Annotated in this window: 17 protein-coding genes; 14 read left to right on the plus strand and 3 right to left on the minus strand. The window is 37.4% G+C overall.

Features of this window, described 5'->3' with window-relative positions; all coding sequences use genetic code 11:
- The first annotated feature begins 318 nt into the window (after positions 1–318).
- From ACNHOZ_RS24120 to ACNHOZ_RS24180, 13 genes are all read left to right on the plus strand, one after another.
- On the plus strand, positions 319–3,333 hold the full coding sequence (locus ACNHOZ_RS24120) for a TraM recognition domain-containing protein (protein ID WP_447697314.1): 3,015 nt from the start codon (positions 319–321) through the stop codon (positions 3,331–3,333).
- A 115-nt stretch (positions 3,334–3,448) separates the two neighbouring features.
- Positions 3,449–4,294, plus strand: a complete 846-nt coding sequence (locus tag ACNHOZ_RS24125) for a replication-relaxation family protein (RefSeq protein WP_272816276.1) — start codon at positions 3,449–3,451, stop codon at positions 4,292–4,294.
- Between the two features lie 14 nt (positions 4,295–4,308).
- Positions 4,309–4,524, plus strand: a complete 216-nt coding sequence (locus ACNHOZ_RS24130; RefSeq protein WP_025753473.1) for a hypothetical protein — start codon at positions 4,309–4,311, stop codon at positions 4,522–4,524.
- 12 nt (positions 4,525–4,536) lie between these two features.
- Positions 4,537–5,673: a conjugal transfer protein gene (locus tag ACNHOZ_RS24135; RefSeq protein WP_447697315.1), complete on the plus strand. Its 1,137-nt coding sequence runs from the start codon at positions 4,537–4,539 to the stop codon at positions 5,671–5,673.
- Between the two features lie 8 nt (positions 5,674–5,681).
- Positions 5,682–5,969, plus strand: a complete 288-nt coding sequence (locus ACNHOZ_RS24140) for a hypothetical protein (protein ID WP_142326367.1) — start codon at positions 5,682–5,684, stop codon at positions 5,967–5,969.
- 12 nt (positions 5,970–5,981) lie between these two features.
- Positions 5,982–6,383 carry a hypothetical protein gene (locus tag ACNHOZ_RS24145; protein WP_447697316.1) on the plus strand — a complete coding sequence of 134 codons (402 nt, stop codon included), beginning with the start codon at positions 5,982–5,984 and terminating at the stop codon, positions 6,381–6,383.
- A gap of 20 nt (positions 6,384–6,403) precedes the next feature.
- On the plus strand, positions 6,404–8,947 hold the full coding sequence (locus ACNHOZ_RS24150) for an ATP-binding protein (protein WP_447697317.1): 2,544 nt from the start codon (positions 6,404–6,406) through the stop codon (positions 8,945–8,947).
- Positions 8,948–8,990: 43 nt separating this feature from the next.
- Positions 8,991–9,563 carry a hypothetical protein gene (locus tag ACNHOZ_RS24155; protein ID WP_447697318.1) on the plus strand — a complete coding sequence of 191 codons (573 nt, stop codon included), beginning with the start codon at positions 8,991–8,993 and terminating at the stop codon, positions 9,561–9,563.
- A gap of 2 nt (positions 9,564–9,565) precedes the next feature.
- Positions 9,566–11,812: an MFS transporter gene (locus ACNHOZ_RS24160; RefSeq protein WP_447697319.1), complete on the plus strand. Its 2,247-nt coding sequence runs from the start codon at positions 9,566–9,568 to the stop codon at positions 11,810–11,812.
- Positions 11,813–11,827: 15 nt separating this feature from the next.
- Positions 11,828–12,403, plus strand: a complete 576-nt coding sequence (locus ACNHOZ_RS24165; RefSeq protein ID WP_447697320.1) for a hypothetical protein — start codon at positions 11,828–11,830, stop codon at positions 12,401–12,403.
- On the plus strand, positions 12,384–13,514 hold the full coding sequence (locus tag ACNHOZ_RS24170) for a bifunctional lytic transglycosylase/C40 family peptidase (protein ID WP_447697321.1): 1,131 nt from the start codon (positions 12,384–12,386) through the stop codon (positions 13,512–13,514). Before ACNHOZ_RS24165 ends, ACNHOZ_RS24170 begins: the two co-directional genes overlap by 20 nt.
- A gap of 18 nt (positions 13,515–13,532) precedes the next feature.
- A complete protein-coding gene (locus ACNHOZ_RS24175) occupies positions 13,533–14,030 on the plus strand; it encodes a hypothetical protein (RefSeq protein WP_447697322.1) in 498 nt (165 codons plus the stop codon).
- Between the two features lie 204 nt (positions 14,031–14,234).
- Positions 14,235–14,621 (plus strand): hypothetical protein, encoded by a 387-nt coding sequence (locus ACNHOZ_RS24180; RefSeq protein WP_447697323.1) that lies wholly within the window; start codon positions 14,235–14,237, stop codon positions 14,619–14,621.
- A gap of 237 nt (positions 14,622–14,858) precedes the next feature.
- Here the strand turns inward: ACNHOZ_RS24180 and ACNHOZ_RS24185 are convergent, their stop codons facing one another.
- The 3 genes from ACNHOZ_RS24185 to ACNHOZ_RS24195 all read right to left on the minus strand — a co-directional run bounded on the left by ACNHOZ_RS24185 (position 14,859) and on the right by ACNHOZ_RS24195 (position 17,547).
- Positions 14,859–15,068: a small, acid-soluble spore protein, alpha/beta type gene (locus ACNHOZ_RS24185; RefSeq protein ID WP_447697324.1), complete on the minus strand. Its 210-nt coding sequence runs from the start codon at positions 15,066–15,068 to the stop codon at positions 14,859–14,861.
- A 362-nt stretch (positions 15,069–15,430) separates the two neighbouring features.
- Positions 15,431–16,351: a CPBP family intramembrane glutamic endopeptidase gene (locus ACNHOZ_RS24190; RefSeq protein WP_447697325.1), complete on the minus strand. Its 921-nt coding sequence runs from the start codon at positions 16,349–16,351 to the stop codon at positions 15,431–15,433.
- On the minus strand, positions 16,348–17,547 hold the full coding sequence (locus ACNHOZ_RS24195; protein ID WP_447697326.1) for a hypothetical protein: 1,200 nt from the start codon (positions 17,545–17,547) through the stop codon (positions 16,348–16,350). Before ACNHOZ_RS24195 ends, ACNHOZ_RS24190 begins: the two co-directional genes overlap by 4 nt.
- Positions 17,548–17,752: 205 nt before the next feature.
- Between ACNHOZ_RS24195 and ACNHOZ_RS24200 the strand changes: the two genes are divergently transcribed.
- Positions 17,753–24,391, plus strand: coding sequence for a DNRLRE domain-containing protein (locus ACNHOZ_RS24200; RefSeq protein ID WP_447697327.1), 6,639 nt, complete (start codon positions 17,753–17,755; stop codon positions 24,389–24,391).

The following is a 24,391-nucleotide window of genomic DNA, read 5'->3' on the forward strand; positions in this document are numbered from 1 at the left end:
GATTACGCTAGTAATCATGTACCGATGGGAGAAGTCCTACTAGTACTCCTATTTTTATTTGTATCAGTCATTCGTATTGGCGGCGGGCGCACCTAGCGTCAAACCAACATGGCCTTACACATGCTGGCAACCATACGAACCGATGCACTTCACCCTAGAAACGTACTTCACTACAACTCGGAAACGAACACCCTATGAACCTCGTTCCTTGAAAACTTCATAGCTCTTTTCCTTCCTCTCTTCGTAAGGAGGGGAAACAAAATAAACCAAAAATCATCTAAAAAACAATCGACCATCTTTGACGATATCCTGGACCAATTGATTGAACATCCACGGCAGGGGATAGGGATTGCTGTTCTTGGTTTGGCTGGCATTGGTATTTGGAAGAAAGAATGGCTTTTGTCTCTTTTGCCATATCGTCCAGAAATCATTCAGCATTGGCTCACACTCTTTATTCATGGCATTCAACTACTACTGGCTTTATTGCTGTTATTTCTCGTGATCCGGTGGATATGTGCTGTCTGTCGCATTCAACGACAGTTTGAATATGTTCAATTGCTGCCACATGCAGATGATGGCGTGTCGAAAGAAATGCTAGGGCAATTAATGAGACGCATCCACGGAACAAAGCGTAGATGGATTGAAAGGATCTTTCTTGGGAAGGAACGCTTTTCATTTCTCATCCACCACGTAGTAGATGAATCTGCAGGGATTCAATACCGTTTCTATATGGGAGCTGAAAAGAATCAGTTAGAAGCCATTAAATCCAATTTTCAGAGTGTCTATCCAAATTTAACGTTCTTTCCGGCAGATGACCTAGAATTCCCAGAAAAGAAGGCAGTGGGTGGACGATTGAAATTGAAAAGCAATAATTTGAAAAAGTCACTTCCTCTTTCGCGGTATAAGTCAGATCAACTTCCAGGTATCATTTCGCATATGAAGCCTGGTACATGGTTACAAGTAGGGTTCACACCTAATGATGGATGGAAGCTTCGAAAAGCTATCCAGAAGCTTGAAAAGGACTTAAAAGGGGATAGACCTTTCAGAGATCAGTCTGCATTTGATAAAGAGGAATTAGTGGGCTTGAAACATCGTTATTCAGGCAATGAAGTAGCCTTTGACTGTACAGTGTCCATAGCGTCTGAATATTACCCTGGTGTACCTGTGGTAAAAAGTATGGCCAACGCGATTAATTCCGTCTTACATCATGTGAATGAATTGAAGTACAAGAAGTGGAAAAAGGCTGTTCAATGGTATCCGACTATGAGTCCGTATCGGATGACATGGACGGGTGGAGAGCTTGCGAATCTTCTTCATTTACCACACTTTGATGAACGAACGATTATGCAAAAGCTCGCAAAAGAAGTCCCACACTCGAAACGTGGTGAAGAACTTCTTCCAGACCATCTTTTGAGTCATGAAGAAGGGTCTGTCGATTTCGGTGTACAATATCATCCGTTTGTGAAAGATCGGACCATAAGGATTTTAATGAGTGTTCTTCAGAAGCATTGGTCCTTGCTGGGGGTGACGGGTTCGGGAAAATCCACTCTACTCAATAATGTGTTGATGAGTTATGTTCATCAATTTATTAAGCAAGGCATGGAAAACAAAACATCACCTGGTTTCTCGTTTGGTGATCCTGCCAGAAACACGGCCATGATTTTATTAAATCAAATGCTGAAAGCTGAATATGATGGGGCGACCATTAACTGGGATAAAGTTCATTGGATCTCTTTTAAAGATACGGAATATCCACCAGCTTTAAACTTACTTCATCGTTTTCCAGGTGAATCACCTGAACGAGTCACACAAATCGTCATGCGGATTATCGGTGAAAACTTCCAAGTAGCGAAACAAACGGAACGTCTTTTGGTGAACTGTATTAAAACGCTTGTATTGGATGTAGAAGGTCAACATACGATTTTGGGTGTAAAACCATTAGTGAATGATTTTACGTTCAGAAAACGGATTTTGAACCGTCTAGAGGATAATGTTGAAGCATATGACGTATTGGATTTTTGGGAGAACGAAGCAGAAGATCTAATTGATGCTAGTCGCATTGCATTATTTAATCGCTTAGACACCTTCTCAGCCAACCCATTACTACGTCGGATGTTTGGCCAAAAAGAATTTACTCTTCCTATTCGAGAATGGATGAATCAAGGTCATATTATCTTTTATGACTTTAGTGGATTAAGCGAAGAAGAAACCGGGTTAATTGGTGGGTTTCTCACCTACTTGTATTACCGAGTGGCTGATACAAGGACTCCCAATCCTTTAATGCATCAATTCGTGTTTGATGAAGCTGCCAGACTAGAGAAAATGACGATTCTGCCTCGTATCATTGCGGAACAACGTCAAAAAGGATTGTCGCTGGGAATTGGTACACAGTCTATGCATCAACTAGACCAAGAACTCAAAAATGCCCTAACAGAAGTTCAAGGGAATTTCTTTGTTTGTCGACAAGGGGCTGAAGGGGCAGCCGCAGCCAGTAAAATGTTCAGTGTTCAAGGCACCAAAAAAGATCAGCCTCTTTTTTCGGAATCGTATTTTCGAAACTTGCCTGACCTAGTAACGGTCATTCGTACACAAGATAATGTAAATGGTGTGGATGAGATTGTGCAATGTGTGGCCAAGTTACCTCCGTTAGATCGATATATGCCGAATGGACAAAAAGCACGATACAAACATGCAACGGAAGAAGCGAAGGCGGATGCTTGGACAAAAGCCAAAGTAAACGAGTTATCATCAAAAAATGGCCATCATCAATCTGAAGTTGATGTTATGATTCGGGCTTATTTACAAGGTGAAACGTATGAGCCGAAACAAGTGAAGAAATTACAGCCCAAGAAACCAAAGGCTCCGTTGCGAGCGCAGCCAGAGGCGCCGGTTTCCTTAGAAAAGAAAACGGATTCAAAGGTTGAGTCACTAAAAGGCATTGCTGCAGAATCTATTGGTGAAGTTAAACCAAGTCAAAAAGAGGGTGTGAAGCAAGAGAATGAATATCAAAAAGATTCTTTTGCAACGATTACCCTTTCAAAAAAACAGAGAAAACAGCCAGAACAAGAAAAACCAGTAGTCCATGCGCCTTTCAAGCCGATGCTTACCCTTTCGTGGAAGAATTCTATCACGAAAGAAGAAGCGCAAGGAATGAATGAAACGGCTGCAGCTGTCGAGCCTGTTTCAGAGGAGAAAGAACATGTTCCAGAAATGGATTCTACATCGATGGAACCTGACGTGAGACCTTTAAAGGAAAAAATAGAAGATTTACCAATGGAACCACAGCCCATTGTGTCACTACGAAAGAAAAAACCTTCAGAAAAGAATGAGTAGAGATGGCAGGAGAAGAGTGGAGTAAGCGTTTTACTATAAACAGAGATAGAAAAATAGATTAATGGCTCACGAACGTAACGTTTCTCTTACAGACAAAGGAGAGAGGGGAAACAACATGAAAAAATATATCACCCTGAATGAACAAGACACAGATTTATTGATTAAGTTACATGACTTCATCTACATTGATTCAAACTTTATTGTGGATCATATTTTAACGAATTACGCAGACCGAAAATACGTGATGCAGCGCTTGCGATTGCTGGAAGAATCCAAGTACCTTAAGAGCTTTACCGTTCCCATGCCAGGCTATGAAAAGCCAGGGAATCTATATACACTGGATGCGTTTGGCGTAGAGAACGTACAGGAATTGCAAGGGTTCTCGAAATGGCAGAAAAAATGGTCAACAGACGTACCTGCCTGGTACCAACATCAATTAATGTTAAATCGTTTAGTTTTATCCTACAGAAAACAAGCAGAAGAAGTAGGGCTAGCCGTTAAGGAATGGATTCCAGAAGCAAGAGGGACCTTCCAATATGGAAAGAGCAAGTCAGAGGTCATCAAACCTGACGGCGTATTGGTTGTGGGAGAAGCAGATAGCGAGCAAAATATTGGCTTGTTTATTGAACTAGAACGTAGTGTAGCCAAGCGACAAAATACCATTCAAAAGATCCAAAGGTATAACGACTTTTTGAAACGTGGAAAAGAAACGCTCGAAAAGTATGATCTTTATGTGGGCTTTGAAGAACCTGTTTTAGATTGGCGAGTCTTGTTTGTTGCTGGAAATCAAACAAACACGAAAAAGACCATGCGTGATATCTTAAGCATTCCAAGTCAAGAACGGTCACATATCAAAATCCCTGTTTTGACAGCAAACATTGAAGACGTACAAAAAGACGCCTTTGGAGATATTTATCACTATGTATTCAGTGAATCAATAGAGGTAAAAAGAGGGTTGTAAGGAGGGAACGTCTAGTGGTTCGTAGTTTATTTAAAACCCTTCTATACATCGCTGGAATTTGTCTCGTAGGAAGTTTTATCCTACGGACATTCCCAGAAGCGAACGTACTTTGGGAGACAGGGAAAGAACAGTTTTCGGTTTTCTATAACCAAAGTGTAGCAAGTTATGGCGTGACAGGTACACTCATCATCATAGCGATTGTAGCCTTCTTGTTCTTTGGTAAAAAGTAAGGAGGAATGACGATGAAGAAATGGCAGAAGAAAAAGAAGCCTGCTTCTACTGACCCTTCACAGGTGCCAAAAGAAAAAGGAAAAGAAAAAGTCGGTTCGTCTAAGAAATATATGCCGAATTTACTGAAGAGAGATGAAAAAGAAAAGCAACAAGAACAACGGATGATTAAGCGAGCAACGATGAAACGCTCAACAGCAGCCATTATAGGAAGAGCTGTCATGGTTCTAAGTCTAGTCATTATAGCTTTAGGCGTCTTTAGTGCCTTTCGCCACAACTTGGCCATTAGTGATCTAGAAGATAAAGTGTCAGCTCAACAACAAGGTACGAGTGAAGATAAAAGTCAAAATAATCAAAATATTAAAGCTGTCGAGTACTTCACTACTCAGTTTATGCGTCAGTACACCAGTATTGAGCCAGGAGAGGATAAACAGAAAGCAAGGGAAGATGCGCTGCAGAGCTTTTTAGCAACCGGTCTAGATAAAGACGCTGGAATTGATTATGCCAATCTCCCTGGAAGCCAGCGTTATGAAAGTAGTGACGTCGTTTCTATTAAACAAAAAGATGCCCACATCTCAGATGTATCCATAAAAGTTCAGGTCACAGCAACAAAAGAAGTGGAGAAGAAATCGAAAGACAAAGATGGAAAAGAGAAAGTAGAGAAAACGAAAGAAGAGAAGCCGGCTACCGTTTACTATCTAGTGAGAGTCTACGAAGGCAAAAACGGTTATAGTGTCATTGATCTGCCACAACCGTATATGCCAAAAGAAAATCAACGCGTCACGGTTTCTGAGAATGAACAAAACAAAAATACGGATTCAGTTGTCAATCATGAGGTTCAAAGCTTTCTAGAATCGTTCTTCAAAACCTATACAGCAAAAGATCGAAGTGATGAAACCAAATTCTTCTTTAAAGATTCGAAAAAAGCGCAGTCGTTAAATGGATTAATGAACTACAAATCTTTAAATAAGGTATCGGTCTATGAAGAGAAGTCTTCTAAAGGAAGGTACATTGTCAGATGTTCAGTCAAGTTAGAACAGCCGACTACAGGTATTCAAAGTAATCATAGCTATGAATTTAATGTCCAAACGGATGGACAAGACAAGTTTGAAATTTTAAACATGAAACCTGTCTCATATGACATTCAATAAGTAAACCATTGGAGGGATTCAGTATGCTTACAAGCTTCTTACACACATTTATGCTAGGCGACATTAATTTACAAGGTGTTAGTAGTCAAGGTGACACCAATGTAATGGGTGTTTTACAAACCGTGTTTATCTGGGTCGTGCTATTTGCGATCATCGGTTCGTTGGTCATGAAAAAATACCGTGGTGCCCTTATGGTTGTTGTCTTCGGCGGGGTAATTGGTGTTTTCATCTACGGTCCAAGTAACATCGTATCGCTAGGTGATTCCCTTTTAAAATTCTTTGGTCTTTCAACCTAAGGAGGTCTAAGCATGAGACGTGTTACCGGATATTGTACAAACAAAATTTTTGCCATTCCAAATATCGTAAGAGGGCTAGCTGAGGGAAGGGAAAGCATTTCGCTTCCCTTTTCTGTTACTGTTACTCAAATCATTGTGATCTTTATATTTTTTCTTCTTAGTCTTCTTCTCGTTGTTCCTTTAACCCCTCTGATTCCTAATAAAATTGCACGCGTCATTGTTGTTTGTATGGCGGCGCCCATGTTCTTTGGTTATCTCGTTGGCTCTCAGACGAAAGAAAACATGAATATTATTCGCTATTGGCAGGTGAAGTTCAAAACGTTCATGGAGCCAAAGGAGCTCTTTCGATTTGAAGAAGTAGAGCAAGCCAAAAAGATTACGTATAAGCGCAAGATTCCTATTTACAGAAAATAATGTAAGGAGTGGTGATGGCAATGGATATCCAAAACGACATTATAGCTGTTTGGCAAAATACCGTTATAACAAGGGATGCACGAGATCAAGGCTGGTTTAAATTCAGTGGATTCCATACGAGTTTTGATTCAGAAGCCCAGTTGATGGCTCACTTCTCAGAGTTGAAGCGCTTATTTAAAGAAATTAAACGAGAAATTCAATGCATCGTTGTGCCAACACGTCAATCCATTGATGATGTTCAAGAAAAATATGCATCGATGATTCGTGGGAACTTGCGAGTCGTAGCAAGCTCTCATATCCAATCTGTTTTTAATTATCTTAAAACAAGTGATGAATTAGGCGCGGAAGAGCGTCGCTATGACTTTTATATCGGTGTTGAACTAGGTAAGAGCACACTAGATGACGAGGCTGAGGATATGACATACAAGGAAATGTATCAAGCCTTAAAAGATTGGGTGTCTTCGAAATTTGCCAAAATCCGTGGAGATAGTCATGTTCATTTAACTGAAGATCGCTTACGAAGAATTTATCGTGCTAATCGAGAGGTCACACGGTTGCTTGAAGGGCTGCCATTCACATTTACGCCTGTTACACCGGAAGGAATGACAAAGTTAATTCCATGGATCTTTAACATAGGATTAAGGTTCCCACCTAATTGGCAGAACTGGGAAGATCGTTTTACTCCTATTTTTAATAAAAAAGGAGAGCTTATTGCTCGTATTCAAACGGAGGAAGACGTGCTTAATCTTCAATTAACAGGCATTGAAAACCCTCGATCACGTCGATATTTAACGCTACATCAAACCGATGCGAAAGGCTATAACCATCAAACCCACGTGGCATTCTTGCATATGGTCGGCATGCCCGAAGAGATTCATTTCCCGGAAACCCGATGGCTAGAAGCCTTACGGTCTCTGCCTTTTGCGGTAGGTGTTAATTTGAAAATGAGCTATCAAGATGCAGATCAACGGTTGCGCAAGTTACGTCGCAAGAAATCCAATTTAGAAGATCAAGCCAATCATTTAAATACATTTGGAGAAGATGCCGGATCAAATGTGTATCAAGGGATTTCACATGCTGAAAGTATTATCTCCAATGTAGAAAAGGAACGAGAGGGTGGCTACTTAATGAGTGCGATCTTCTCGGTCAGTTCGTCTGATAAAGATGAATTAATGCAACGAGTGAACGACCTTATTGATGAATACGCTGGAATGGGCATTACCTTACAAAACACATACGGCCTTCAATTACGTAGTTTGCTTGAATGCTTACCAGGTTCAAGACGCTATGTAACGGAGTTTATCCAAGACGTAGACATTAATGCTGTCACAGCTAGCTTCTTTGGAAACCGACAAGAGTTAGGTGATGAATACGGCTATTACGCAGGCAGAACGTTGAGTGGTACGGCCGTTTATGTCTTACCTGGTCTTGCTGCATCAGGCGCAGCCCTTACACAGTCGCTCGTCACGGTATATACAGGGAAAACAGGTTCTGGTAAATCCATGGCTGCCAATCGAGATATTTATGAAACAGCATTGAGTGGAGGCAAGGTCTTGCTGTTGGATCCAAAATCAGAACGTAAGGACATCTGTAAATGGGATGAAAAATTAACGGAATTGGGAAGTGAGCTCAACTTTATCTCCTTCTCTACCAAAGATGAAGATGCTGGAAAGTTAGATCCGTTTCTTTTGTTTGATAATCGAGCCGAAGCTGTAGAAGTTTCAAGAGAGATTATTTATTACTTGTTAAATATCAACATTCGAAACGATAGCGTCAAAAGCTCGATTGTCACCAAAGCCGTGAAGCGTGTTGGTCAATTGGCAGAGCCGTCTATCCGATTTGTAAAAGATGAGTTACGAAACTTAGTACAAGAGCATGACACGTTACCAGAAGATCACCGTCCAATGGCCTTAGAGTTAGCTTCGGTTTTAGAAGAATTTGAAGATGTGTCACTGGCTCGTTTGATTTTCGGTAAGCGCATGAATGATGAAAACGTCTTGAATTATGCCAATCAATTCAATGTACTGCAAGTTGATAATTTACAGCTACCCAAGAAGAGCACATCTGCAGAAGAATATACAGAAGCAAACATTGTATCCGTCGCCATTTTATTTAGTTTAACGGCCTACATGATGAAGTTTTTACGGATGTTTCAGAATGAATTAACGGTTGTGGCCATTGATGAAGCATGGAACTTCTTCCAAAACCCAGCAGGTGAACGTTTAATTGATCGTTTATTCCGTGAAGGACGTTCTTTGTTTTCACCCATTTATCTAATGACTCAAAATCTAATGGATATTCCAAGTAGTATGCGCGGCCAAATAGGTACGGCCTATTGTTTCCGTACGGATATACCAGAGGAAATTGAAACGATTCAAGAGTTTATGAAACTAGAAGATAGTGCCGGGTTAGAAGATATGATGCCTAAAATGCAGTCGGGTTATTGCCTGTATCGTGACTTGCATCAACGAACAGGTGTCATGCAAGTTCGTATTTTGCAAGAACACCTATTTGATGCCTTTGACACATCTGTGGACGTGAGAGAGCTTGCAAACCAAGTATAGAAGGTTAATCCTTTTAAGAGGTTTAGAGAGAGGGAGACTAAATATGAAAAAGATACTTGCCTTTATTTTGGTTATTGCCGTTGTTGGTATGTTAGCCAGTTGTGGAAATGATGAGGCCACCACAGAGCCAAAACTAAAAACGTGTGAACAAACTGAGCCTTGTAATTTAGCTTTAAAATATACAAATGCTGTAGAACAGGGGGCAGCATTAAAAGTTTATGAGTATGAAGCTAAAGGAGAAAAGGGTCCACACATCTATGACACAAAAGAAGAAGCAGAGGAATCCATATCTAATGATTATAGCAAGTATAAAAATAAAAAAATTGAAGAATATGGCGTTGCAGAATACACAATACAAAGGGGACAAAGCTATTTGTATAAATTCAAATATAAAGCTTTGCGAGAAAATGAGGCTGGAACAAAGAGTCCAAGAACTTTATTAGTTCATATCTATAAAAAAAATGAGAGATATTACCCTATAGAAGTTTTTGACTACCCTGATTTGAAGAAAATTCAGGGAAATAGAGAATTAAAATCTTCACAGATATATTATTCATCAAATTTAACAAGTAAGGAGAAAGGTAAATTCAAACCTAAGGCTATAGAAGGAGAATGAAAATGAGAACAAAATTTCTGTTAAAGCTAATTTTATTCTTTTTTGTACTTGCTGCATTTTGTCCAGTAACTACGTATGCAGCAGCTCCAAATGTCATGGACGAATTAATGCCAAAAAGTAATTTACCACAAACGAATGCACCTTTACTTCGATACGATGAAGTTCCTCTGGAGAACTACGACATTGATGTATATGTAAAAGAAGATGATGATAAAGGATGGTTTGACTCTATTAACATTTTTAAAGTTGATGAAAAAGTTTATAACAACATTGCAGCTTTTCAACAACAAATCTTAAGTGGCATTTGGTACGGATACTTAGTAGTTGTCAATTTTGGGATTTTCTTAATGGAGCAAGCTTTTACTTTTGACATCATTGATAGCATGCTTTCGTATATTACAGGATTTATTTCAGAAACTGGTGGAACGTATGGCATTGGCCAGTTTATGGGTTTTATGATGATTATGGTGGCTGGATGGCTGGTCTATTCTTTTGCTCAAAAGAAATATCGTGCTACCGTTTCGGGGCTCTTTATGGCAGCACTTTTATCTGCAGTTTTTACCGTTTATGTACAGAATAGCGATCAGCTTTTAGGCCAATTAAATCAAGCTCGTAACTATATCTCAGGTGCTGTTTTAACTTCTTCTACCTATTCATTAGGTGATGGAGATGAGAAGGCCATAAAAGAAGAAATGATTGAAGACAGACAACGAGATCAAGCTACACAAAGCTATAAGGACACATCATCTGTACGTTATGGTGTATCAAGAATACGAAATTTAATGCACGATTTATTAATTGTGAAACCGTACTTGTTACTAGAGTTTGGTACAACAAATTACGGTGTTATTGGTGGAGGAAAAGATGACAATGCTTCACCAGAACAGATAACAAAAGGTAAAGAGACAGTCAAAAAGTTATTAAGTAAAAAACCGGGAAGTCAACAAAGAAAAGGTATTATTAAGCAAAATGCTGATCATTCTCTTTTTGCTCCAGAACATACAAATAAACGGATTGTTTTATCTCTGTTAATTTGGGTTCCGGCACTTGTCATATTAGCGATGGTAGGCTATTTAGCCACGTTTATTCAGATATATGGAGTAGGTTTCTTACTCACAGCCATTACAGGGGTATTTGTTTTATTTCTTAGCATCTTTCCAACGTTTCAACGGTTTGCCAAACAATTTGTTGGTAAGTTAGTAGGGTTCCTGGCTATGTGTATCGGACTTACGGTTTTACTCATTTTATTATTTAGTTTTGTTAACATCACCTATAAAGTCGCCAGTGAGAATAATTGGGCATATGCTCAAACCATCGTGGCCGTTCTGATTGTGGTTGCAGCCATATTTGCTCTTCAAAAACAGCTTTTTGGATATAAGATTTATTCAGAAAAGAAGCAACAAATCCAACAAGCTTGGAGACAAAAAGTGGATGCCATTAAATTTCGAGATGCACAACGTCAATATGCGCACGTAGAGCCATTTTATACAGGCGATAACGTACATTCACGTTCGAAATCTGGCCAAAGGGGAACAACAGACACAAGAGCTAGAGAACAGATGGAAAAAGCGATGGAACGACAAAGTAATAAACCTACTTTACGAAGAAATAAACCTATCGATAGCAACGGGAACGTAATTGAAGATACACCCAAACGAAATGTCATGCCGTTTAAAAAACGACAAGATAAAGAACGAAAAAATAATTTATCGTCTGAAAAGGGTGTAATTCCTAATCCTCACAAAAAGGGTCAGGCATCAAATCATAATCAAGCTGTGTCTAATCAGATTGATAGGCAACAGAAAAAACAAGAGCATGCACCTTTGAAGGCACAGCCTAAAGGACCTCAACAAGAGGGTGTAAAAGAAAATGCACCATTGAAAGCACAGCCGCAGCAAACATCAAGTTCTTCTCAATCCAGTAAAGTTGTAGAGCAAATGAGTAAACAAGAGGCGCGTTCAGAAAATCAGCAAGCACCCATTCAACGTTCTCGCCGTTTGGTCCCAGCTAGTGGAGACGTCTCAACGAAACAATTCAACCAAGAGCAAGCACCGTTAAAAGCACAACCTAAACCACCACGAACAGACAAAACACATCAGCAATTTCATAAACAAATGAGGCAACAACAGGCACGACAAGAAATTCAGCAAGGGGAAGAAGAAGCTTCTGTTGCGAATGAATCAAATGGAAGTCATATAGACCGTTCTAAAGAGATTGAACAAATGAGGCGACAGTCTCAACAAGATTAAAAGGGAGGGCTTTTCATGAGTGTTCAACAAAAGAAAATGCTTGTATTTCTAAGTATCGTTGCCTTTTTGGGCATTATGATTAGTTCTTTTCTTTCAAAAGAAAAGCCTGCTTCTTCGCAAGGGGAGAAGCAAGCTCCTTCTTCTGAATCTGTGCAACAAGAGAAAGAAGAGGCTACAGAAGACAATAAAAACCCCTATGATCAGACACAACGAAATACAAAAGAAGACTTACAGAGTACGAAAGAAATCGCAAAAGAGTTTGTCAAAGCCTTTGCTAGTTTTGATGCTAAGAACCCTTCAGAACATATTGAAAAAGCTAAGCCTTATATGTCAGAGGACATGTATGGAAATTATAAAGAACAAAAAGAACGAGGTACGCTTACTTATGATAAGGTTGTCCCCAAAAACCTTGAAACGACAGAGGTTTCAAATGATAATACCGATGTTATTCAATGGAATGTCATCATGCAAGGGGAAGTGTACGACGTAGATGGAAACTCTGAACAAGAGGAAGATTGGTATTTAGTCACACTTGAAAAGCAAGAGGCCGGATATAGGGTGGTGGGTGTTCGTGTCAACGTACCGAATTAAGCCCATCCATAAATTGAATCATTCTGCTAAACGAAAGTCTAAAATCTTACTAGCTATTATCGCAGCTTTACTAGCGCTAGGCATTGTGATGAGTGCGATGGCTATGGTGAGTGTGTTTGGTATCCTTTTACCAGATCAGGAAGACGTAGCAGAATTAGACGGTACAGCTGTAGATTTCGGAGATATTCAAATATCCAAGGTTGGGGAAGGTCAGATACCAAAAGAATATATTCCTATTTATAAAGCAGCAGGTGAAAAATACAATATCCCTTGGACACTCATTGCTGCGATTCACCGCGTCGAAACGAACTTTGGGCAGGACTTAAATACCTCTTCAGTTGGGGCCATTGGCCATACGCAATTCATGGTAAAAACATGGGTGGGATGGTCTTTTCCAGGAGGAACGAGGCTGGGTGACGCCTCTATTCCCAAAGAAACGCTAATGAGTCCAGCTGCTATATCAAAATACGGCGGTTTTGGTGTTGATGGCGATGGAGATGGAAAAGCTGATCCTTATAATGTCACGGATGCCATGTATTCAACAGCGAATTATCTGGCTGCAAATGGTGGAGCTTCTGGAAACTATCAAAAAGCTGTTTTTGCTTATAACCATGCCAGTTGGTATGTTTCACGAGTGATGGGATTTATGAAAGAGTACACAAGTGGGTCTGTTGAAGCTGTTTCAATCAAAGGTGGTTCTGCAAAAGGTTCAGAAGCCATTGAAAAAGCGATTAAGGTAGGATCATCTATTGTCGGGAAAAGCCCTTATGTATGGGGTGGTGGACGAAATCAAGGTGATATTAACGCACGTAAATTTGATTGTAGTTCTTATGTGAGATGGGCTTATAGTTCAGCAGGAGTTGATTTAGGACCGGTAAGTGCTACGACAACAGACACCTTAGTTAAACTTGGTAAAGTCGTGAAGGCAAGTGAAATGAAGCGTGGAGACGTCATTTTCTTTGATACGTATAAGATAAATGGCCATGTTGGAATATACCTGGGCGATGGGAAGTTTCTTAATGACAGTAGTTCACAAGGCGTATCGGTGGGGGATTTAAATACGAAGTACTGGAAAGATCGATTTAATGGAAATGTGCGGCGTGTAGCTTAATGAAAAGAGGGTGAGTTCATGGAAAAAGAACAAGTTGAGGGCATAAAAGACGTTGTAATTAGGAATGTCAAAGGCGTCTGGAGAGATTATTGGCTACCTATTACGGCGTTTGTTGTGTTGATTGTTTCGTGCCAGTTGTTTAATTTAACTCATAGTGGATTCTTTTATCCTCTTATGTTTGTTTCGGGATGGATTGTTGTGATGTTTGCCTTGAAATTTAAGAGTGAGAGTGCAGTATTCTCTTTGAAAAAACTTACAAAACAAAGGCAGAAGGATACTTCATATGAAATGTATACGATCTTACGTATTTACACCAATGACTCAGACTTTCAAGAATATATGCACATACGAGAGTATTTCGATAGTCAACATATCCAATTGGAAAATAGAGTGATTGATCATAATCATGATATCGAATCGCAAATCATGTTCATCCGAAATCCGGAATTTACGTATTGTTATCACTTATTAATGGATCGAAAAAACGAAATGTATCTTATAGGAGAATATGTGTAATAGAGAATAATCACCTTAAATAAATAGAAAATAGGGTGTTGCTGAGAAGCGCTGTGGCAAATTTAACTTTTGTTTTATAGATGGATGGTCAATTAAATTCGAAATTTAGTGTTTCTTACAATCAATCCCTAATAGGGTAGTTAGTTTACTGGGTAAAAGTTGATATAGGTTTAAAATATAAATAAGATTGGGGAAAAAATTCTTATGTCAAATTCCGTTATTATAGCATTAATCGCAACAAGTTTAATTTTTATTGTAGTTACTGCAGTTGGTAAGGCTAACAGGAAAATAGAAATTGAAGCTATTAAAAAAAGACCTGCGATGGTAAAGACGTTCATTGCTCAAAAAGAATTGTTACTAGAAAAAACAAATCAATTGTTAAAACAAGGACGTCTTCTTATGCTTCTATCTTTAGTTGCAAGTATTTTCTTCAAATATGCAGTGCCTTTTCCTTTACTTGCTCCTTTGTTTTTTATTGCTACTTATGCATTTCTAGTGATGTATATCCTTACAGCAATCATAAAAAGTAGCTTAACAAAGCGAATTGAAGAGTTGAAGAGTTATTCCCCTAAAAGGAAAAAGGTAAATTGATAAGATTGAAGTGAAATGGTATGTCTTTCTTTTTATCGTTGCTTTTGTACGTATGTATAGACTGATAATAAGAAGAAAAACAATTGTTAGGATAGGATTTATAGTTAAAGTTTTTTTATGATAGATAGTCGTACATTAAGTGTAGAAAGATTTATATTTATTAAGATGCTTTAAATTAGTTATGGAAAAAGGAAGAATCTATATGTATTCTTCCTTCAGTCGTATTATACATTTGTGTTAGCTACGTCCGCCGCCAAGTTGTTGCTCAGCCATTTGTACCAGACGTTTAGTGATTTCGCCACCAACTGATCCGTTTGCACGAGCAGTTGCATCAGGACCAAGGTTTACACCGAATTCGCTAGCGATTTCATATTTCATTTGATCAATCGCTTGTTGTGCACCATATACTAATAATTCATTTGTATTGCTATTTTTATTGTTTGCCATACTGTTCATCTCCTTTATCGTTTATAGCATTAACATGTGTAAAAGAAGAATGATTTATTCGTAAGATAAAAATTATTTTTATAAATTCCTATATGAAGCAGAGAAACTGACTATTTTTTTCATCTAATTATATTTTTTTATAAATTATAAAATAAAAAGAGGAATGGCATATATCTATACCATTCCTCTTTACAAAGGAAAAATGAATTTCTCGCTTTGTATACCAAAGTCATTATAAAACAACTATAGTTACTGTTTAAATGTAAAATATACTAAATAAAGGTGAATATGTATCTATATTCATAGTTTGATCTCTTTTTGGATTTACAATCTGCAAACACTAAATGGATAGTGTAAATTTGTTAGGCACTTAACGAATCTTCGACTTGAATTACTTCTTTTTTTATCTTCCGCATACATAAAAAATAGAAAGCAACAAACGTGATAATAGACCAAATAAGAGATAATCCGGGTGCGTCATTTATAGCTTTAAATAAACTTGGAATTGCACCAAATGAAGAATCATCATTTACAAGAAATAAGGCAATAAACATATTATTGGCTGCATGGGCTCCAATTGTAATTTCCAGACTTTTTGTTTTAACTGCAATAAAAGTTAAAGCAAATCCTGCGACGATATAATCTAAGCCTACCAATAAAAATGATTGATTCATTTCAGGGTTAGCAAAGTGTCCAACTGAGAACATTAGACCCACAATAAGAGAAAGTACAACAGAATTTTTCACCTTTTTGCTCACCCATTGAAGGAGAAGGCCTCTAAAAAATAGCTCTTCTGTTGTAGTTTGGATAGGTACTAACAAAAATGTAATGAGAACTAAAGGAACATATTCCTTAAAGCTTACATGGTTCCATGCATAATCCTTGTGGTTAAATGCAAAATCAATTAATTGCGTAATGATCAATAAAGCAGACAAGAGACCAAATGACCACAAAATTCGCTTCCAATTAATTTGTTTATTAGCAGTTATTAAGGACTTCATTCTTCTTTTATGGATAAAACGAATGCCAATCCATAGGCCAAAGAGCCAGAATAAATGAACAATATGGGATAGTAAAAAATCAAGAGTGGCATTCACACCTACGGCAATTCCCTCATCGTAATCAAAGTAGGATTTACCACTCTCATCTAGTGCAACCATAACCATTTCAGCCACAATATAAATAGTAGACCCTACTAGCATGAACACGGAAGCCAGTATTGTTGTACTTAAATAACGCTTCCAGCTATTTTTCCCTTCTTTCACATCTAGATAATTTTTCATTTTACTCCTACTCCCTCAGCACTCTCTTCTAAATTAAATGCTTCTTTCTTATTTCGTTTTCGTCCAAACACTGTATAAGCACCGATTCCACTTATCAAGACAAGTAGCCCTATAAATACTTCAAAAACCGTCTGTCGCTGCATTTTTTGCCCTAATTCATAATAATGTTTATACATAGCAACAGCAGTTTTAGTATGTTTATACTTTGCTGGAATGGTCATTGTATCGCCTAACTTCCATCCTGCCTCATATGCATCTTTTCTTAACTGATTAGCGACTTTATTGGATTGAAATCCTTCTTTATAGGATTCTAGTAACTGCGTATTAGTCTGATACGCAGAAGGGCTGTGGTAAGTCGTATATGTAAAGGCTGCGTTAAATCCTTCCTGTCGTACATCTTTATGTCGCTGCTTTTCACCTTTGGAATATCCCTGTTCAAATGCTGGTGCTGCTTCTGAAGATAAATCTGAAGGGACTGATAAATCCTTTAAAGCATACCCTTGTTTATATCCCTCTTGCTTATATTCTTTTTTTAGTTTTTCTACCTGTTCTTGTTGCCCACTTTGGAAGCCTTCTTCATATGCTTTTCTCGTGATCTCATCTGCACTATAGAGATCTGGCATATTCAATGCTTCTCCTTCTAAACCTTGTGTATGGCCATCTTTTTTCGCTTTAATGGATAGATCCATAATTTCAATCGCCTTTGTATATCCAAGGGAGAAACCTTTATTCCAATCTTTTGATTTAGCAGGTGTTTGAGGTGGAGTATAAGCCACTGTAGCATGCTTATAATCGTCTAATCCTTGCTGATAGCCTTCTTGCTCTCCAGCACTAACTTCTTGTTCTTGTTGTAGTTTTACTTCTTCTTGCTTTCGTCTTTTTCCTTTCTCATAGCCCACCGTATATCCCAACATCAACCACTGAGATTCTTTAGCTGTTTTATCGGTAAACGTACTGTTTGAAAGGCTTTCGTCCTTTTTCTCTTCGTAACCATCTTTTTCTCCTAGGGAGTATCCTTCATCATAGAAAGGATTAAAGATTTCCTTTTCCCCTGTTTCTTCCTGTAGAGAAGTAGTTGTGTTATTTATATTTGCTTCTTCGTTTGGACTAGCATATACCTCCCCTTTTGTTAGTAAGTTCCCATTCATGATTAACAAGCAGCTTACAGCACTTGCTATTATTACTTTTCTTCTCAAAAATTTTTCACCCTTTATCCTGAATTCAAAAAGAATCATATTATAATAAGAAAGTTTCCGGTCTTTTTTACCATTTATAAGGAAAATAAAGTATCACAATAAAATTTATTCTTTTTATGCACATATATAGTAATACAAAAATGTGTTGTAATGTAAAGAATATTACATTATGATTACAAAGTCACTAAAAAAGAGGAGGTATATCATGAGAAAAAGTGCATTAAGTTCCATCTCAAGAATGATATGTCTGCTTCTTGTCTTCACATTAGTAGTTAGTTGCCTACCTAAACATGAGTGGGCCGAAGCTACTGGAACAAGCAACAATACAGAACAAGCTAGTTCTATAACTGAGAGTCAAGATGCAACACGTATTAACAAAGAAATTGCTAAAAATCAACCGGATGTGCCCGCACCACCTGTCGATCCGGTTCAAAAAGGGCCCGTGGCCAATCAACAAGAAGAAAATGTTGAGGTCACACAGAATGGGGAAGGGGATTATACAAAGAAAGTCTACTTAGACCCTGTCCAACGAAAAGATGAACAAAACAAGTGGGAAGGGATTTCTACTAATCTCGAAACTAATCCAAAAGAACAAACAATTGAACCTGAAAACGCAGCTATTGATGTTGCATTTGAACAGAAAACAGATCAAGGTACATATGCTACTGTGCAAGATGATTCAAACAAAGTTGAGTATAAGCTAGAAGGTGCGGAAGGTGATAAACCTTTTACAAGTTCAACAGATGTAGCAGCAGAACATAAAGATAATCAAGTATTTTATCGCAATGTTTTATCAAATACTGACTTACGTAATACGGTATTTGATCAATCCATTAAAGAAGATATTATCCTTCAAAAATACGATGGATTCTATAAATTTCGTTTTCTAGTTACGACTAGCCTAGAAGCAAATTTAAATGAAAATGGAAGTGTTTCGTTCAAGAATACTAAGGGAGAAACAGTATTCAGCATTCCAAAACCTTATATGAGCGACTCAAAAATTGATGAAGCATCGGGAGAACCTCAAATTTCCTATGATGTTCATTATAAATTAAAAAAAGTAGACAACGGATATGAGTTAACAACTATCGCAGATAAAGATTGGTTAACATCGAAAGACAGAGCTTATCCTGTTTACATTGATCCAACTATTACATTAGGGGCAAGTGATGATACATTTGTTTCAAGTGCTTATCCGACAACTAACTACGATAAATTCTGGGAATCATCTTCTGGTTACTATTCATTAAAAGTAGGGTTGTATGATAGTACGACAGGAACGAATTACTCTTATGTAAAGCCTGATATCTCAAAACTGCAAGGAGCAGTAGTCGATTCAGCAAAATTTAATATCTACACAGCTCATTCATACTCATCTACTGCTTCAAATGTATGGTTAGATCGTGTAGATGGAAACTGGTCACCAGGATCTTTAACTTGGAATACCAAGCCTAACTCAACAAATATTGCTACAGCGTCTACGGCTAAAGGTCAAATGGCAAGCTTTGACGTCTTAAGTACTGTTAAAGATTGGGTGGCAGGTACAAAACCTAATTATGGCTTCAAGCTTCATGAAAACGGCAATGGACAAACCTACTGGAAAAAGTTTTACGCTTCTGAAAATAGTACAAATAAGCCATACCTAGCAGTTGATTATCACTATCCAACACTAAATACACCAACCGGAACAGCAACCTCTAATAATGATGGTTCAGGCTATTCTAATCTAAGCTGGAATGCGGTTGCTGGAGCAACAGGTTACCGTATTAAAATTTTTAACGGGGCAAGTTACGAAACATTTGATGTTGGTAATACAACAAGTTGGTCGACTAAAGGAAAAGGCATTTGGCCAACTGCTGATGAAATTGCAGCTGGAAAATATCAACTTCACCATGATGGAAAAGGGACAGAGCTATCTGCCTCTCCAAGTGAAGTCTATGGTAATGCTGGTACAAAGTACGCATCATCTCGCTTGTATTACTTCCGTGTGAGTGCTATTTTCCCAGGGGGAGAATCAGATAACTCAGATGCCTACACGCCTATCTTGCCATTAAATCAGCCAAAAGCAACTCCGTTTGCTAACTCAACAGGTGGAGATAATGGCTATGTAAAGTTATCATGGGATGAAGACCCAAAAGCCGATGGTTATAAAATTTGGGTTTACAACGGCAAGAACTATGAAGCATTTGATGTAGGAAAAGTTACAACATGGACAACACAAGGTAAGGGGATCTGGCCGACTGCTAGTGAAATTATAGCTGGGCGTTATCAACTTCATACAGATGGAAAAGGAACAGAGTTAGCGAAAGATCCTTCACCTGTCTATAAAAACTCAGGTGGAAGGTATCCAGATAATACAAACTACTGGTTCCGTGTAACCTCTTACGGATCGCAAGGGGAAAGCTCATTATCTAGTCCAGCTATGCCCAAAATGCCAGGTTTAGAAGCAAACTACCTTGGTATGGAAGACTTTTGGGCTTCTTTTGATGTTCCTGGGGGACAAGTAAATGCCTTTAATGGTAACTTAGTCTTTGACGAAACTGACTTCTCTCTAGATGGTAGAGGACCAGGTATTGATATTTCTCGAACGTATAACAGTCAGGATAAAGAAGTAGGTATTTTCGGAAAAGGCTGGAACAGTTCATTAGATGTAAAAGTAAAAGAAGATGCAAACGGTGATGTTTTATACATTGAACAGGATAAACGAATTCATCGTTTTAGAAAAACAACTGATGGTTATCAAGCTCCAACAGGTATTTATTTAACGCTAACGAAAGATAGCAACGGTTTTTATTTTAAAGATACAGATCAAAGTGTGACAGCTTTTAGATCTGATGGCAAACTAAGCTATGAAGAAGATTCAAATGGAAATAAAACGACTTATAGTTATGTAAATAATAAGATTACAAGCATTACTGATGCATCAAGTCGTTCTGTATCTATTAGTTATACAGGAGATTATGTTTCTAAAATTACGTATGAAGACCAAATTACGACTTTCACATATACAGGGGATCAATTAACAGAAACAAAAACTCCAAACGGCCGTACATATAAGTACGGATACGAAAATGGACAATTACGTTTTGTCTACGATCCTAAACACACGGATGCTAAGCCATCTGTTACAGAATATACGTATGACAGTGAAGATAAATTAGTTAAAGTAACCGATGTATTGAAGAAAGAAACAACCATTTCATATGATACTGATGCTCGTCAAACCACTGTTACAAAGCCTAAAGGCAGTAAAGATATTTATGAGTATAATGAAGATGGAAATCCATCTAAAACAGTGGAAGATGCAGATAATTTAAAGTTAACCACTACGTATGAATATGATAACAATAATCTCGTTAAGAAAACCGATCCAAATGATCAGGCAGAGGATAAACCATCTGAAGCTTATACGTATGATAAGAACGGCAACGTTTTAACAGAAACAGACGCTCTAGGGAAAAATACGTATGAGTACAACGCTAACAATGATATAACAAAGTCCGTCGATTCAGAGGATCATGCAACAACGGTGGCGTATGATAATACGAATGCTGTATCTGAAACAGATCAATCGACAGAAACATCATCCATGTCCATATATGATGCTTATGGAAATGTAATTAAAAATAGTGAAGAGTTGAGTTCAGCTACTAATCTATTAGCTAATCCTAGCTTTGAAGATTCTATAGGTACTGAATGGTCAAAAATGAACAATAAAGATACTGGAGCTTTTAGTGCTATTTCTATGCAAGCACCGGGGAGTTTTTCTGGCGAAAAAGTTTTAAGTATCTCTCCTCAGCGTAAATCTGGATTGGCTGAAGGAGAACAGTCTTACATCGCAGCTGTACAAACTCTCGACATTGAACCAAATCAAACATATACCTTAAGCGGTTTAATTAAAGGACAAAACTTAAAAAATGCTACCGCGTTTTTTAACTACCGTTTGCTTAACGCAAGTGGACAACCAGCTGGTTCTGGATCAAATAGATTCAATAAAGTGACGGGTGATACAAAGTGGAAAGAAAGACAATTAACCTTTAAAACGACTAGTACATCTGTAAAAGTCGAGATCTATTTAGAGGTAGAAAGTCACACTGACTCTTTAAGTGGAGCAGCTCTGTTTGATAATATTCAATTGGAAGAGGGACCTGTTTCTTCTAGTTTTAATATTGTAAATAATAGTGGTTTTGAGAAGGACGATACTGGATGGGTAAAGTCAACCAGTTCTTCTACAGAAGGACTCACAAAATGGGCTATTGAGCCTGAAGGTTTTTCGGGGAATCAAAGTATATCCCTGGAACGTACATCAACTGGTCAAGGAGCTGTAAATATCCAACAAGATATTACGTTAAACCAGACTACAGCACGTAATATTACGTTAACGGGCTTATCAAAAGCAGAGAATGTAAAGAGTTCAAATAATCAATTGAGCCAAGATTATTCATTGTGGGCCTATGTCACATTTACAGATGGATCAACAGGGAATTATCAAGCAAAATTCCCCCTAGGTACCCATGATTGGAGTCGTAGTGCTGCTACGATTAATGCTGGAGATTTAAATAAAACAATTCAAAAAATCCGTGTACATGCTATTTTTAGGAATGAATTTACAGGAAAAGCATATTTCGATGATATTCGTCTGTTAGAAGATAATCATTTAATTCAAAACACTTATGATCCAGGCGGAAATTATTTGACTAAAATTACAGATGAAAAAGGTCGAACGGAATTATCTGAATACGACGTTTACGGAAATAAGAAATCTGAGACGGATTCTAAAGGTTACAAAACAACTTATACTTACAATAAGGATAATGAACTAACAGACGTCTCTTCTAAAAATGGAGCAACTATAAATTATCAGTATGATGCGAATGGAAACTTGATTAAAAAATCAATTGCATCAGATTCTACTCTTCACAATATTTTTTATGATTTTACATTGGATGATAGACTGCTTTCTTATACCAATGCCCTAGGTCTTCAAACTAGTTATACTTACGATGAGAATGGAAATAAAGTCAAAACTACATTTCCAAATCATCATATACTAGAATGGACATACAATGGAGCTGGATATAAGACAAGTGAAAAACATGATGGAAAAACAGCTTTTGAATTTGAATACGATAAAAATGGGAACAATACTAAAGTAACGGATTCTGTAAATAATAATATTCGTACTAAAACTTATGATAAAGCTGGTCAAATGGTTGCAGCGACTGATCGTGATGCTACATTTGTGTGGAAGTATAAGCCTGATTCTACAAAAGTTATAGAATCAATATTTACTCAAAAAGGCACTTCATATAAAAACAATTATGAATACAATTCCCTAGATCAAAATACAAAACTAACAGATTCTAAGGGAAACAATTATTATTTTGATTACGACGAAGATGGAAATATAATTAACTATACGGCTGGCAATGGAGCTGGATCCTCTCTCACCTATGATGTAACTGGAAGAGTAACTTCATTAGACGTTGGTACAGCAGATAGTAACAATATTTTATCTGAATCATATAAATATGATTCTAATGATAATTGGACAGAGGTCACATCATACAAAAAAGATGGAACAATAGATGGAGTAATTACGTACGAATATGACTCAGCTGATCAATTAATTAAAGAAACATTAATAGACGGAACGATTAAAGAATACACTTATGATAAATTTGGAAATCGGACATCTATCAAGGTAATAAAACCAGGAAAAGATACTGAACAAACAAATACTGAATTTAATGCGGCTAACGAACTTACTAAATATGGAAAAGAAACAATTGCATATGATGAAAATGGAAATCGAACATCTGACGATAAATATACCTATACATGGAATTCAAGGAATCAATTAATAGCTGTCACTAAGAAAGGTGAAGATACTGCTTTTGCTACTTATAGATACGATGAGGACAACCGTCGTATTGAGAAGAATATAAATGGAAAAGTAACGCGTTTTTACTATGAAGGGGATAGTATTGATCCATTATATGAAACGGATGAAAATGGAAATGTAATTCGTTCCTACGTCTACTCTTCCGATGGAGAAAGGCTAGCAATTCAAACAGGCGGTAAAACTTATTATTATCATTATAATGCTAATGAAGATGTAATAGCTCTAACTGACGAGAATGATAATGTGATTATTAGATATTCTTATGATACTTGGGGGAATGTTCAAAAACAAGTAACGGCTAATCAAGAAGATATAGGTAATCCGTTTACCTATTCTGGCTACATGTATGATGAAGAAACAGGTATGTATTACTTAATATCTCGTTATTACAATCCAAATCAAGGCGTCTTTATTTCTTTAGATTCAAATCCGGGGGATTTAGATAATCCTATTACTCAAAATGGTTACTCATATGCTGATAATAATCCTGTTTCAAATAATGATTTAGTTGGGACTAAATCCAAGCACAAAAAGTCTAAGAGTAAAAAGAAGAAAAAGAAAGCCAAAGTAAGAAAGTTTAAATTTGATACTAATAGTGAATCATACCAAATAGCTTTAAATATGGTTGGAGGAAAGTCCCAACGTATTTCAAAAGCTGCTAAAGCTATTGAAGCAGCAGTTTCTAAAGTAGGAATGAATAATTATAGAGCGCTTAATAACTATAGCGTCGGTGCCTATAAAAATATTTCTTTAGATTTAGAAAGAGGGGGATCTGGATTAACCAATATTCATCTAAAAGTGGGAAAAACAAAGTACTTTTATAAGAATGGAGAATTTTATAGTAAAAGTGGGGAGAGGTTACCTGCTAAATTGAGGAAAGATAAGAAAATACAAAATGCTCTTAAGAAAGCTTTACAAAAAGAAAAGAATGGATGGTAA

This window comes from Priestia sp. D51 (genome assembly GCF_053345675.1).